General features: G+C 69.6%; 13 protein-coding genes. 7 read left to right on the plus strand and 6 right to left on the minus strand.

Annotated elements, in window-relative coordinates; translation table 11 throughout:
• Positions 1–195: 195 nt before the first annotated feature.
• Entirely contained in the window at positions 196–1,236 is a 1,041-nt protein-coding gene (locus tag ACV530_RS02625) for a vWA domain-containing protein (protein ID WP_494330557.1), read from the plus strand.
• 403 nt (positions 1,237–1,639) lie between these two features.
• Entirely contained in the window at positions 1,640–3,145 is a 1,506-nt protein-coding gene (locus ACV530_RS02630; RefSeq protein WP_494330812.1) for an amidase, read from the plus strand.
• 101 nt (positions 3,146–3,246) lie between these two features.
• Here the strand turns inward: ACV530_RS02630 and ACV530_RS02635 are convergent, their stop codons facing one another.
• Together ACV530_RS02635 and ACV530_RS02640 are read right to left on the minus strand one after the other, a co-directional pair.
• Positions 3,247–3,642: a tautomerase family protein gene (locus ACV530_RS02635; protein WP_494330558.1), complete on the minus strand. Its 396-nt coding sequence runs from the start codon at positions 3,640–3,642 to the stop codon at positions 3,247–3,249.
• A 216-nt stretch (positions 3,643–3,858) separates the two neighbouring features.
• Positions 3,859–4,674, minus strand: coding sequence for a methyltransferase domain-containing protein (locus ACV530_RS02640; RefSeq protein ID WP_494330559.1), 816 nt, complete (start codon positions 4,672–4,674; stop codon positions 3,859–3,861).
• A 201-nt stretch (positions 4,675–4,875) separates the two neighbouring features.
• Here ACV530_RS02640 and ACV530_RS02645 point away from each other — a divergent pair, with 201 nt between their 5' ends.
• The gene (locus tag ACV530_RS02645) at positions 4,876–5,106 is read left to right on the plus strand and encodes a hypothetical protein (protein WP_494330560.1); all 231 of its coding nucleotides are present in this window, start codon (positions 4,876–4,878) and stop codon (positions 5,104–5,106) included.
• A gap of 74 nt (positions 5,107–5,180) precedes the next feature.
• Here ACV530_RS02645 and ACV530_RS02650 read toward each other — a convergent pair whose 3' ends face one another.
• The gene (locus tag ACV530_RS02650) at positions 5,181–5,555 is read right to left on the minus strand and encodes a cupin domain-containing protein (protein WP_494330561.1); all 375 of its coding nucleotides are present in this window, start codon (positions 5,553–5,555) and stop codon (positions 5,181–5,183) included.
• Positions 5,556–5,674: 119 nt separating this feature from the next.
• Here ACV530_RS02650 and ACV530_RS02655 point away from each other — a divergent pair, with 119 nt between their 5' ends.
• A complete protein-coding gene (locus tag ACV530_RS02655; protein WP_494330562.1) occupies positions 5,675–6,157 on the plus strand; it encodes a MarR family winged helix-turn-helix transcriptional regulator in 483 nt (160 codons plus the stop codon).
• A 21-nt stretch (positions 6,158–6,178) separates the two neighbouring features.
• Here ACV530_RS02655 and ACV530_RS02660 read toward each other — a convergent pair whose 3' ends face one another.
• From ACV530_RS02660 to ACV530_RS02670, 3 genes are all read right to left on the minus strand, one after another.
• The gene (locus ACV530_RS02660; protein ID WP_494330563.1) at positions 6,179–6,613 is read right to left on the minus strand and encodes a hypothetical protein; all 435 of its coding nucleotides are present in this window, start codon (positions 6,611–6,613) and stop codon (positions 6,179–6,181) included.
• Between the two features lie 128 nt (positions 6,614–6,741).
• Positions 6,742–7,275, minus strand: a complete 534-nt coding sequence (locus ACV530_RS02665) for an NUDIX hydrolase (RefSeq protein WP_494330564.1) — start codon at positions 7,273–7,275, stop codon at positions 6,742–6,744.
• Positions 7,276–7,290: 15 nt separating this feature from the next.
• Positions 7,291–8,322 (minus strand): methyltransferase, encoded by a 1,032-nt coding sequence (locus ACV530_RS02670; protein WP_494330565.1) that lies wholly within the window; start codon positions 8,320–8,322, stop codon positions 7,291–7,293.
• Between the two features lie 158 nt (positions 8,323–8,480).
• Here ACV530_RS02670 and ACV530_RS02675 point away from each other — a divergent pair, with 158 nt between their 5' ends.
• The 3 genes from ACV530_RS02675 to ACV530_RS02685 all read left to right on the plus strand — a co-directional run bounded on the left by ACV530_RS02675 (position 8,481) and on the right by ACV530_RS02685 (position 12,735).
• A complete protein-coding gene (locus tag ACV530_RS02675; protein WP_494330566.1) occupies positions 8,481–9,185 on the plus strand; it encodes a response regulator transcription factor in 705 nt (234 codons plus the stop codon).
• The gene (locus tag ACV530_RS02680; protein WP_494330567.1) at positions 9,182–10,573 is read left to right on the plus strand and encodes a sensor histidine kinase; all 1,392 of its coding nucleotides are present in this window, start codon (positions 9,182–9,184) and stop codon (positions 10,571–10,573) included. Before ACV530_RS02675 ends, ACV530_RS02680 begins: the two co-directional genes overlap by 4 nt.
• A 68-nt stretch (positions 10,574–10,641) precedes the next feature.
• The gene (locus ACV530_RS02685) at positions 10,642–12,735 is read left to right on the plus strand and encodes a glycoside hydrolase (protein WP_494330568.1); all 2,094 of its coding nucleotides are present in this window, start codon (positions 10,642–10,644) and stop codon (positions 12,733–12,735) included.
• Positions 12,736–12,883: the final 148 nt, after the last annotated feature.

A 12,883-nucleotide genomic window follows, 5' to 3' on the forward strand; every position in this document is an offset into this window, starting at 1 on the left:
GGAGGACCCGAAGACTTCTCCCACGACCGCCACGCGATGGCCCATTCCTGCCCAGAACCCCCACCAACACCCTCACACGCGACACCACCCAGCGGGACACCACTGGGCTCTCTTCATCCGGTCCGGGAGCCAAGGCCGATTGTCAGTGGTGGGTGAGACGGTAGGAGCATCGAGTCGGAACGAGGGGGAGCTGTCATGACCGGAAACCAGAACTACATCAATCACGTTGCCCTTGTGCTGGATGCCAGTTCGTCCATGTCGCACCTGAGCCGCAAGGTCGTCGAGGTCGCCGACCAGCAGATTGCCTATCTTGCCCGCCGGTCAAGGGAACTGGACCAGGAAACCCGCGTCACGGTGTACGTCTTCGCCGACAAGGTGGAGTGCGTCATCTACGACAAGGACGTGCTGCGGATGCCGTCTTTGAAGCAGCTGTACCGGGTCGGAGGAATGACAGCCCTGCTGGCGGCCGCACTGAAATCACAGCGGGAGCTGGCGCAGACAGCCCAACTGTACGGCGACCACAGCTTCCTGACGTTCGTACTCACCGACGGACAGGAGAACGCAAGCCATCGCTGCCCGGGGGAACCGGACAGGGACCCGCGTGAACTGGTCGATGCCGTGACCGAGATGATCAGGACACAGCAGGACAACTGGACACTGGCCGTCCTTGTGCCGGACCAGATGGGCAAACGCGAGGCTATGCAATGCGGATTCCCGAAGGACAACATCGCCATCTGGGACGCCACGAGCACACAGGGTCTGGAGGAAGCCGGACAGGTCATCCGGCAGGCCACCGAGAAATTCATGGTAGGCCGCACCCAGGGCATCCGGGGATCACGAGCGGTGTTCTCCACAGGTGCAGAGGCAGTCAACCAGGACACCATCAAGGCGGCCGGCCTCACCCCGGTGAATCCGTCCGAGTACCAGCTGATCCCGGTGACCCGTGACGCGGCGATCCGGGACTGGGTCACCGAATGCGGACACACCTACCGTACCGGCGGTGCGTTCTACCAGCTGAGCAAGTCGGAGAAGATCCAGGCGAAGAAACAGATAGCGGTGCTGGAGAAGAAGACGGACCGGGTATACACGGGGCCCGAGGCCCGAACCCTGCTCGGCCTGCCGGACACGGAAGTCCGCGTCACACCGGACCACAACGACGACTTCACGATCTTCGTGCAGAGCACCAGCGTAAACCGCAAGCTCGTACCCAACACCCGGCTGCTGCTCATGCTCTGACACCTTGAAACCCCTGCCGGTGCACATACTGACCGGCTCGGAGGCCAGAGCCCTGCCGAGCACGTGAGTCCGCGCTGCTGGGCGGCTGCCGGGAGCGCGCGGGGCGGGTATCGGCAGTGCGAGCACTCTGTCTCGACGTCCGGTACCCGCCAGCCCGGGCTGCCCGCAATTCGCAGGCTGGTCCATGGTCAACGTTCTTGACGGGCCCATCGATCGATTCCTTCTCTCCAGCACCGAGTTCGAGACGAGACCGAGGAGGCCGAGCAGACGGGGTGAAGGTGAACCCGGCGCGAAAGGCCCTTGCGCCAGCCCCTCGGCCTCCAGTCCGCTGACCCCCATGACAAAGACAAGGACGAGGAAGCGGAGCATCACCGCCCTGGCCGGGATCTTCCTCTGCGCAGGCATGACATATCCGCATGCACACGCCGCAGTCACCGGACCGGGAATCGATCTCGATACAGTGACGATCCCGGAACTGCAGGCGCACATGTCCAACGGCTCACTGACCTCGTCTGCCCTGACCCTCGCCTATCTGCAGCGGATCAGGGCCGTCAACCCGAAGATCCACGCCGTGCTGCGCACCGATCCGACGGCTCTGCGGCAGGCAGCCGCCAGCGACGTCCGGCACCGGCGCGGCCGCACCCGGGGCCCGTTGGACGGCATACCCGTGCTGATCAAAGACAACGTGAACACCCGTGGCCTGTCCACGACCGCCGGGTCGCTCGCGCTGGCCGGCAGGGCACCGGACACCGACGCCGCCCTGGTGACCCGGCTACGGGCCGCCGGAGCGGTGATCCTCGGCAAGACCAACCTGTCCGAATGGGCGAACTTCCGTGCGGCAAAGCCGACTTCGGGATGGTCGGCCGTCGGCGGGCAGACCCGCAATCCCTACGTACTGGACCGCAACCCCTGCGGGTCGTCCTCCGGGTCGGCCGCAGCCCTCGCCGCATCACTCGCGCAAGTGGCGATCGGAACCGAGACGGACGGCTCCGTGGTGTGCCCGGCCGGCATGAACGGAGTTGTCGGCCACAAGCCCAGCCTCGGCCTCGTCAGCCAGGCCGGAGTGGTCCCGATCTCCGCCGAACAGGACACCGCAGGACCCATGGCACGCAACGTGCTCGACACCGCCATCACCTTCGCAGTGCTCAGCGGCAGCGACACCTCGCGTATCGGTCATCTCGCAAGCCGCCTGGACAAGCCAGCACATGCTGACGGGCTGCACGGCAAACGGATCGGACTGTGGCGGCTGCCCTCGCTCGGACGGGACGTGGATGAGGTGATGACCCGTACCGCAGAGAAGCTGCGCAGGGCAGGAGCCATGGTCGTCGAGGTGACACCCCCGTACCAGAAACGACTCGCCGAGCTCGAATTCCCGGCACTGCTCAGCGAGTTCCACCGGGACATCGACGCCTACCTCGCCACACGCCACGGACCGCACAACCTCGCCGAGCTCATCGCGTTCAACCGCAGCCACCCGGCGGAACGCACCTGCTTCCCCGGCCAGGAGCTGTTCGAGCAGGCGCTGACCGCCCCCGCCACCACGGACCCGGGATACCGGGCCATACGCGCCGAGCTGAAGGACCTCTCCCGCCGCTCCATCGACGAAACCATGACCCTCCACCACCTGGACGCCCTCGCCGCACCGGCCAACCCACCCGCCTGGACAACCGACTGCGCACGAGGCGACAACGACGTCATCCCCTCCTCGACCCCCGCGGCCGTGGCCGGATACCCGTCGCTGTCGGTACCCGCGGGAACCGTGAACGAACTACCCGTAGGGCTGCTCCTGATGGCCGGCGACCGCCAGGACACCGCACTCCTGTCCCTCGGCGCAGCGGTGGAACACCGGCTCCACGCCTGGCGTCCACCACGCTACCTGCCCTCCGTCGGGCCCGGCACCTCCCGGTGAACAACCCGGCTGCCGAAGCGGTCTGCGGCGGCAGCTGTCGGTGCATCTCCTGCGAGCAGCACCGAACCGGATACCCCTGAGCTGTTACGGAGGCCCCGCCGTCATGCATCGGAGGGGCGGACGTACTGTGCCTCCCCGTAGCCGAAAGACCAGTCGACCGACTCGTTCTCGGTCAGGGTGATGAGCACGTTCCGCGGTTCGGTGTCCGCGTACTCGTGGGCGAGCTCGGCAATGCGGCGGTAGAGAGCCTGTTTCTGTGCGGGGGTGCGCCCGGAGCGCATCGTGATCGCGATGAACACGATGCCGTTGTCGCGGCGTATACCGAGGTAGTTGTCGTAGCGCAGCGTGCTGCCGGTGCCGTCGTGGCCGACCAGGACCTGGAACCTGTCGTCAGGCGGGACGCCGATCGTCTCCGTCAAGGCATCCTGCACGGCGCGGCCGAGCGCTTCGAGGCGCTCGCTGTCGGCCCCCAACGCGTCTATGCGGACAAACGGCATGGCAGTGGCTCCCTTTCAAGGTCGTTTTCAAGGTCGTTGGAATGGGGCCGGCCGACCGCGCAGCCGGCTGATGCGGCGTCAGGCCCATTCACGGTACCTGATTGTACATACTAGTAGGTACAGTTAGGCAGCAGGACGGCGGGTGCCGTGGCGAAGCCGAACGGGCCGCGCGGTACCGATGGTTCGCCCCGCGCAGGCCCGCCGTCGCCGCTGCCCTCAACCGCACCGTGCCCTGGGCACGGTGGCCGAGGTGAGGAAGAACGTCACGGCATAGGTGAAGCGGCCCGTCGCGGCAGCGTGGTCGAAGCAGTCGACGAAGTCGGTGGCGTCCGACGGCGAGATGTGGCCCTCGGAGACCGCGGTGCGGGCCCAGTCGCGAATGCCCATGACGTGGTCGACGGTTGCCGGGTCGCGGACGACCAGGGCGCGGCCCTCCGCGCGGATGTCCTCCAGGCGGCGGTCGGCCAGTATGGCCGGTTGCTGATGGGCGAGCGCTCCTCCTCGGATGTCGGCCTGAACGCGCAGGCCGAGCACGCGGGTTGCGAGGTCGGGAGCGCCGATGTCGAGCACCTGTGTGCCGTAGTCGAGGGCGGCGAGCACGATACGGCCTCCGGGCCGTACGACGCGCAGCATCTCGTCGATGACCTGGCCGGGGTCGGCCACGTGCTGGAGGACCAGGTCGGCCCAGGCGCCGTGGAACACCGCGTCACGGAACGGCAGATGATGCGCGTCGGCGACAACGGGCCGGCGTACGCCGCCGGCGCGCATCGCGGTGGCCATGGTCAGCGACTTGTCCGCCGCCACCACTTCGGCTCCGGTCTCGGCGGCCAGCGTGAGTGCGGTCTCGCCGGTTCCGGCGCCCACGTCGAGGAACCGCCGCCCGGGCCCGGCATGCAGGAGGGAGCGCAGCTTCTGTTTGTAGGCGGTATGGAAGGGAGAGTCGGCCCTACGTCGCAGGGTGGTGACGAGCCGGGCCGGGTTGGCGCTCGCGTCGACGTCTGACCAGGGGCGGGGTAGGGGGTGTTGTCCCATGGCCGGGAAGCCTAGAGCCTGGTGGGCCGCGCTGTTGCGGGCCGGCCTCTTCACCCGATCGAGCCAGTTTCGGCGCGTATCGCCCCCTACGGGGCACAGCTCCGCGGCGTTCGTTTCCCGTGGCAGCCGGGCTCGTTGAGACTCGTGCACATCCGGAGTGCCGTGCTCCGGAACAGGGAGAGGAGAAGTGCTGTGCGTCGGATGACTGTTGTCCTGGCCGCGGTCCTTGCGATCGGCGGAATCGGCGCGTCCGAGGCCGCCCAAGCTGCCCCCGCGACGCATGTGCGGCCGCACATGCGCAATGGCCAACCGCCTTTTCCGTACAAGGACTGTGTCAATGCCGCCAGGAAGAACGGGGAGAGCGCGCGCCATGCCAAGTGGCACTGCGATCAGTTGGTGAAGAAAGGCTGGGTCAAGCGACCGAACGTGTGATCCGGCATCCCGGCGCCGTCAGGCGGCGACCGGAACGCCCGATCTAGTGAATTGCGCTCAGCGCGATTGAAGGGCTACTGAGCCCAGGGCGGGGAGAACGTGGCGTCGCCGACGGTCCCTTGCATGCCGGCGGAGGTGACGGCGGTCATGGCTGCCGGGTTCTGCGGGTCGTCGTTGCGGAGCTGCAAGGGGGTGTCGGGCGGGACGATGACGGCGTCGCCGCGGGACGCGGTGACCTCGTCGCCGCCGATCGTGGCCGAGATCGTGCCGGCCGCGACGACGAAGACCTCTTCGCGGTCCACCTGGTGGACCTCGCTCTTCGCACCCGGAGCAACTTCCAAGGCCCAGATGGCCAGTTCGGTGCTGCCGCGCGACGGCACCGCCAGTGGGCGGAAGGTGAATCCGTCACGCTCGAAGCGCTTCGCATCGGCCAATGCGGCCAGGGGCATGATGCCCTCCCGTCGAGATGGTCAACTTGATTGACGACATCAGCGTGCAGCTCCACTGCGATAAAGTCAATGTGGTTGACCATTTCCGATGGGCAGGGTTGAGCAGGGTGAGGAGCGCGATGTCGGCGGAACACAGCGATGCCGATCGGCCGGGGCAGGTCCCCTTGTTGCTGGCGATGGCCTTCCGGGCCATGAACGACCGGCTCCATGCCCGTCTGGCCGAGCTGGGCCGCGAACCTCTCAGGCCGGCGCACGGCTACACCTTCCGCTATCTCGCCTCGCGCCCCGAGGCGACCACCGTGGACCTCGCGGCCCACCTGGGGATCACCAAGCAGGCCGCTTCCAAGGCGGTTGCCGAGCTCAGGGAATGGGGGTACGTGGAGCGACGGCCGCATCCCGCCGACAAACGGGCGCACATCCTCGCCCTGACCGAGCGCGGGCTCGGCTACCTCCGCCTGGCCGACCGGCTCTGGGCCGAGGCGGAACAGGAACTGACCGACCTGATCGGCCCCGACCGGCTCGCCGCCCTCGGCCACGACCTGCGTGCCTACCTCCGTCACGTCCACGGCGACCACGACGTCCCGCTTCGTCCCGTGTGGTGAGCCGTCCGGTGCCGGCCGCCGTCACCGGACGTCGACCGTGACCTTCCACTGCTCGACGACGTGGGAGCACACGTGACCGGGGTCGGCAACGCAGCGCCGGGCGGCGGTGATTGCGCTGTGGCCGTGCCGGACCGCGCGGAAGGCCGCGCCGGCGTCGCCGTTCGGTGTCGTACCGCCCCCGGCCCGGCGCAGGAGATCGGATGCGGAGGCCTGCGGTTCGCTCCACACCCACCTGGCGTCGTGCTCACGGAGGGCCGTCAGTCTGACGCTGATCACGTCGCCGCGGTGCACGGTCACGGTACGGCCGTTGTCCGGATCGGTGAGCGTGACGGCATGGGCCATCGTGGGGTGGTACGCGTAGGTCGCGGCGGACGCGGTCGTCGAGAAGGCTGCGGTCAGTGCGAGCCCCAGCACCAGAGGAGCGGTCACATAGTTCGCAGTTGTCGCTGTGGTCATGGTTGCCCCCAGGAGACATGCCGATAGGTCGACGACGTCTTAACAGCTCCGCAGCACTCCGGAAGGGTCTTTTCTCCGCGAAACCACTCCATCAGGCGGCGATCACATGCGTGGTGCGATGCTTCTGCTCATGTCCTCGTCATCCGTGCGTGGAGCAGGATCGACAGTGCGGCTCCGGACAGGAGCATGCGGCCGTCCGTCGCGGCCTCGAGTGCGGCGGGCAGATCCCACCACTCGACCTTCATGCCCGTCTCCGTGCCCGTGAGCCGTTGTTGTCCGACGGTGAGTCCGGAGGCGGCGTACATGTGCAGGCGGCTGGTGGTGTTGGTCATCAGCGCGACCGCGCCGAGCTTCTTCCACTCCGTCGCGGTGATGCCCGCTTCCTCGGCCAGCTCCCGCCGCGCCGCTTCCAGCGGGCTCTCCCCCGCTTCGACGGCCCCGCCGGGTGGAGTGAGCATCTCGCCGTGCACGTAGGTGGTGTACCGGACCAGGGCGACCCGGTCGTGCTCGTCCACCGCGACCGCGAGGGCGCAGTCCGGGACCTCGAGCACGCGGAACGTGCCCTCCGCCCCGTCCGGTTGCGTCACGCGGTCCTCGTGCATCCGGAGCGCGGGGGTGAGGCGGGTCGTCGTGCGGGAGAGCCGCTGCCACCCGGCGGGCATACCGTCCGCGCCCGCTCAGCCGGTGACGGCCGGTGCGTCGGCGGCGACGCCCTCGACGACCGACAGGACGGTGGGGGTGGGGACGACCCGGTCGAGCCGGAGGCCGGCCGCGCGGAACAGCCGGGCGAAGTCCTCCTCCGTGCGTTCGCGGCCGACGAGTGACGCCATCATCATCAGGTCCAGCGTCTTGCCCTGGTGCGGGGTGTTGCCGGGCGGGATGACCGCGTCGACGACGAGGACCCGCCCGCCCGGTGCCATCGCCCGGCGGCAGTTGGCCAGGATGCCGACGCACTGGTCGTCGTCCCAATCGTGCAGGATGCGCTTGAGCAGGTAGACGTCCCCGGTCGGGGCCGAGGCGAAGAAGTCGCCCTCCTCGAGCGTCCAGCGCCCCGCGGTCTCCTCCGTGTCGAGGCGGTGGCCCGCGAGCACGTGCGACCGGTCGTAGAGCACGCCCCGCAGGCCGGGGCGGCCGCGCAGTGCGGCCAGCAGGAAGCCGCCGTGACCGCCGCCGACGTCGATGACAGTGCCCTGTTCCGGGAAGGCGCAGTGGTCGGCGATGGGCTGGTTCTCCGCGTCGGACATGGCGGCCATGCCGTCGTGGAAGACGGCGGCGGTCCGTGCGTCCTGGGCGAACCAGTCGAAGAAGGGCATGCCGAAGACCCGGTCGAACACCGAGGTGCCGTCGGTGAGGCACCCGGCCATTTCGCCGGCCGGCAGCCACATCGTCCGGTCCGTGATCATCATGACCGCGGACCGTGCCGAGACGGGTGCGTCGGTGCGCAGGGCGTCGCCGGCGGGTGTCAGCCGGAACCGGCCGGTGCTGTCCTCCTCGAACAGCCCGCGGGTGGCCAGCAGTCGCAGGACGCGGTAGAGGTTCCGCTCGTCGGTGCCCGTGGCCGCCGCCAGCTCGGCGGGGGTGCGGGGCCCGTCGGCCAGGTGGTCCGCCACTCCGGAGGCCGCTGCCGCGCGCAGTGCGGCGGGATAGAGGAACCCCAGTGCCTCGTCGATGACCAGTGCGGCGCTGCGCCGCCCTTCCGTCTCGTCCACGGGACCGCCTCCATGCGCCTGGGCCGGATGATCGCGGCTCAGCATGCCAGGTCCGGTGCGCGGCACGGGTCGGTTTGCGCCACGCGGGTGCGGGGTCCGGAGGCCGATCTGCGAGGGTGGGTTCCGGAAAAGTGTTCCCGAAGGAAGAGGTTCCGTCCGTGCCGGCCACACCTGCGCCCCCGGAGACGTCCGTGCTCGTGGTGGACGACGACCCCGAGGTCCGGGCGGCCGTCGTCGACGGTCTGTGTCTCGAGGGCTACGCCGTGCGCTCCGCGGCCGACGGCCTCGCGGCCCTGTCGGAGATCGCGGCGGTGCCGCCGGCCGTGATCGTCCTGGATATCGCCATGCCCGTCCTCGACGGACTGGCCGTCTGCCGGCATCTGCGCGAGGCCGGTGACCGGACGCCCGTCCTGGTGCTCACCGCCCGCGATTCCGTCTCGGACCGGGTGGCGGGGCTCGACGCCGGGGCGGACGACTATCTGGTCAAGCCCTTCTCCCTGGACGAGCTCCTGGCCCGGGTGCGGGCCCTGCTGCGGCGTGCGGCGCCCGCCGGGCCCGCGGACGAGCGGCTGGCCTTCGCCGACCTGTGGGTCGATCCCGCCACGCGGACCGGCGAACGGGGCGGGGTGCCGCTGGAGTTCACGCGGACGGAGTGCACGCTGCTGGAGCTGTTCCTGCGCAACCCGGGCCAGGTACTGCCGCGCGAGACGATCCAGGAACGGGTCTGGGGGGCGGACTTCGGTCCGGAGTCCAACTCCCTTGCCGTGTACGTCGGTTATCTGCGCCGCAAGCTCGAGGCGGGCGGGGCGTCACGGCTCCTGCACACCGTGCACGGCGTCGGCTACCGGCTGGCGGAGCAGTGAGTCCCCGGCGGCGGGGGTTCGTGGGCCTGTGGCCGCTGCGGACGAGGCTCGCCCTCATCACCTCGGCGGCCGTGGCCGTGGTCGCGCTGGGCGCGCTCGCGGCCGCGTACGTCGTCATCCGCTACGAACTCGGGCGGCAGCTCGACATCCAGCTCAGGCAGCAGGCGGGGCTGGCCGTCCAGCAGACCCGCCAGACGCGCAGCGGTGTGCTGTACGGGGAGTGCTCCTGGCTCGTATCCCCGGCCTGTGCGCAGGTCGTGCCGGCCGATCCCGCCGCGCCGGGCCAGAAGGACCTGGTGCTTCCGGTCACCGGTGCCACGCGCCGGGTCGCGGCCGGCACGCTCGGCGCGTACTACAGCGACATCAGCCTGCGCGGCCGGGACATGCGGATGTACACGATGCCGATCGGCGGCGACCGGGCGCTCCAGATGGCGACCCGGTCCGACACGGTGGACCGGGGCGTGGAGCAGGCGGGGCTGCTGCTGACCGCGGTCGGCGGCGCCGGGGTCCTGCTCGCCGCGGGGCTCGGCTACGTCGCTTCGCGTACGTCTCTGCGTCCTGTCACCCGGCTCACGGCCACCGCGGAACGCATCGCCGCCACCCGGGACCCCGCCCACCGCATCGAGCTGCCTCCCGGTGACGAGCGTCGCGAGGACGAGATCACCCGGCTCACGGCCAGTTTCAACACGATGCTCGGCGAGTTGGAGGAGGCCGTCGCCGCCCAGCGCCGGCTGGTCGCCGACGCCTCGCACGAGCTGCGCACTCCGCTCACGGCGCTGCGGACCAATGCCGAACTCCTCGCGCGCGCCGACCGGTTGTCGCCCGCGCAGCGGGACCGGGCGTCCGCCGCGCTGGGCCGCCAGCTGCGCGAGGTGACGGGGATGGTCAACGACCTGATCGAGCTCGCGCGGGACGAGGAGCCGCAGCAGCTCGTCGAGCAGGTGCGGCTCGGTCCGCTGGCGGAGCGCTGTGTGGAGCAGGCGCGCGGCCACTGGCCGGGCATCGTGTTCAGCGCCGACACGGCGGATGGTGTCACGGTCACCGGTGTGCCGGCGCGGCTGGCCCGGCTGCTGTCCAACCTGCTCGACAACGCGGCCAAGTTCAGTCCCGCGGGCTCGCTGGTGGAGGTCCGGCTGGTGTGTACGCGGGACTTCGCGGATCTCACGGTGCGCGACCACGGCCCGGGCATCGCCGCCGAGGACCTGCCCCATGTCTTCGACCGCTTCTACCGTTCCCGCCAGGCCCGTGCCCTGCCCGGCTCCGGCCTCGGTCTCGCGATGGCGCGCCAGATCGCCCGTGCCCATGGTGCCGAGCTCACCGCGGAGCGGCCGGAGGGCGGGGGTGCGCTGTTCCGGCTGCGTTTTCCCGCCGGGTGTTCACCGGCCTGACGGGGCAGGGGGTGGCCTTCTCTCAGAACTCTTAGAACTCTCTTAAGGCCGCCCTCTATCACTTGATCATGCATTCACGTACCGGGAATTCTTCCCGCGCGAGCCGGTACTCCCTGCTCGTGCTCGCCATCGCGACCGCCCTGTCCGCCACGGCCACCGCTGCCCCGGCCAGTGCCTCCGTCGCCTCCCCGGCAGCCGTACGGATCCATGACGGACGTGTCGAGGTCCCCGTCGCGGGCGGCACCGCGACGATCGACACCGCCACCCTGGGCGTCGACGGGCGCACCGCCGACGGGCGGCGGATCCGGATGTCGGATCCCGCCGACCGCTCCCCCGGCAAGCCGGGCGGCGTGACCCGGACCGCGGACGGGGCCCGGTGGACGTATCCGGGCACGGGTCTGGCCGTCGAGGCCCGTGCCGAGCGCGGGCGGCTGCGTGTCACGGTCACCTCCGGCCGTGACGCGTCGCTGGCGTGGCCGGTCACGGGCACCGATCCGGGTGCGTCCGCGCTGCAGTTCCCGCGGGGCGAGGGGCTGTCGGTCCCTGTGGACGACGCCTTCTGGAACGGGCCCGAGGCGGGGCTCGCGGGCAGCGAGGCCGCCCTGGGCTCGGAGCTGTCCATGCCGATGTGGGGCTACTCGCTCGGCGGCGGGCGGGGCGTCAGCTACATCACGCCGACGGACACCGACACGTCGCTGCGCTTCGCCTCCGAGGGCGGCCGTCTGCGTGCGACGGCCACGCACACGTTCTCCGGCGGCAACGGTACGCGTACCTACACCGTCACGTTCGCGCTGACCGACGGTTCGCCGGTCGCGCCGGCGGTCGACTACCGCAACTGGCTGTCCGAGCATGGCCAGTTGGGCAGTCTGAAGCGGAAGATCAAGGAGAATCCGGAGACGGAGAAGCTCCTGGGCGCGTTCCACGCCTACGCGTGGGGCGGCGCCCGCCGGGCCTCGAGTATCGAGCGGCTCAAGAAGCTCGGTATCTCGCGCCTGTGGCTCGGGTACGACTCCGACGACCAGCCGATGAAGGCCGGGGATGTGACGGCGGCCGAGAAGGCCGGGTATCTCGTGGGCCCGTACGACTCGTTCGCCAACGGCCAGGAGAAGACTCCGGACACCTCCCCCAACTCCGTGTGGCCGAAGGGGGTTTACCCGCAGTTCTGTGTGCAGCGCGCCGACGGGAGCGCCGAGACCGGCTTCGGCGGGCACGGCTGCTACCTCAGCTCACAGGCCTTCGAACAGGCCGAGCCGAGCGCGCACCATCTGGCGAACCGTACGCGCTCGTTGGTGGCGAACGGTTCCAACAGCTACTTCCTGGACGTGGACTCGGCCGGCGAGCTCTTCCGTGACTTCGACCCGAAGCACCCGATGACGATGGACAAGGACCGCACGAACCGGCTCGCCCGGATGAAGCGCCTGGCCGACGGTTCGTACAACGGTGCGTCCCGCAAGCCCCTCGTCCTCGGTTCCGAGTCCGCCGCCTCATGGGCCAATGGCGTGCTCGCCTTCGACCACGGTGCGGCGACTCCGGTCGACGGGCGGCTGTGGGGCATCGAGAACGGTCACATCGGCATCAAGAAGAGCGACCCGAAGAACGACACGGCATGGGGCGGCTGGGGCCCCGCGGGGGCGCCGGACATGTTCTTCAAGCCGGTCAGGACGGCCGACTTCAAGCCGGAGCACCAGGCCGAGGTCGCCCAGACGTTGAAGGCCATGTACGACCCCGCCTACCGGGTTCCGCTCTACGAGACCGCGCTGCACGGTTCGCTGGTCAACGCGGAACGCTGGGAACTGCCCTTCGGCAAGCTGCCGGAGCAGAAGACGAACCGTGCGCTCCTGGCGATGCTCTACAACACCCCGCTCAATTTCGTGCTGAGCGACAAGGACAAGCGGGCGGATCAGAACGTCCGCGAACTGGCCGCGCTCCAGAAGTACTTCGCTCCTCTGCACCAGGCCGCGGGCACCGAGGAGATGACGTCCTTCCGCTGGCTGTCCAAGGACCGCATGGTGCAGCAGACCGTCTTCGGCAACGGGAAGCTGACCGTCACCGCCAACTTCGGGAGCGCGTCGCACGACGGCCTGCCGGGCGGGTGCGTGGACGCGAAGCTGAAGGGGGACGGCAAGGCGAAGCGGCTCTGCCCGGCGAAGGTCGTCGACTAGGGGTTCATCGGGCCGTACTTGCCGGTCGGCGGGTACGGCCCGTATCCCGGGCGGCTGTGGCAGCAGTTCGAAGGTGTGATCTGGCGCTTCAAGACGCCGACCTCTACAAGGAGAGGAACACCGTCGAGCGCCTGATCAACAAGCTCAA

It is taken from the genome of Streptomyces sp. SX-6 (assembly GCF_059089585.1).